The sequence below is a fragment of the Neisseria sp. P0021.S006 genome (assembly GCF_051956895.1).
Window position 1 is genome coordinate 1 of record NZ_JBQCWZ010001025.1, and the last position, 525, is coordinate 525.

Annotated in this window: 1 protein-coding gene; it reads right to left on the reverse strand. The window is 49.7% G+C overall.

Translation table 11 applies throughout. From position 1 onward, the window contains the following. A partial coding sequence (locus tag ACTHUM_RS18520; protein WP_440403755.1) for a ShlB/FhaC/HecB family hemolysin secretion/activation protein occupies positions 1-525 on the reverse strand: 525 nt, incomplete at both ends.

Sequence of the window (525 nt, forward strand, 5' to 3'; positions counted from 1 at the left end):
ATTTACCCAATGGGCGGTTTTGAATCAAATTGCTTTGCAAGGATACAGAGGTATAGCGCTTGTCGAACGGCGTATGTTCGGTATTTTTCGCAAACCCTTGTTCCACGCCGATATTGTTGAGCCAAATACCGTTTGGCAGGATGGTTGTATGCGACAGGCCGACTTGTGCCGAATAGATTTCCGGGCTTTGCAGTTCCAGTTTGCTGTCGGCAAATTTTGCAGTCTGTTTCACATAATCGATGCCGGCATAGGCGGAGGTAATGTGTTTTTGACTGCGTGAAAATACGCGGTCCGCTTTGATTCCTGCCGCTTTGGATTTGGAGCGGTAGGCATAGCGCGTTACGCTGGGCGTTAAGATGCTTTGCGATTGCGACGCGGCGGCGTAAGTGCTGAATGTCCATGCGCCATAAGGTACTTGGTAGAACATACTGCCGCCGCGACTGTAATGGCTGTCGTGATTGTTTAGATTGGTATAGCCGTTTAGATAAAGGGAGTCGCTCAATCCCAACGGGCTGCCGATATTCC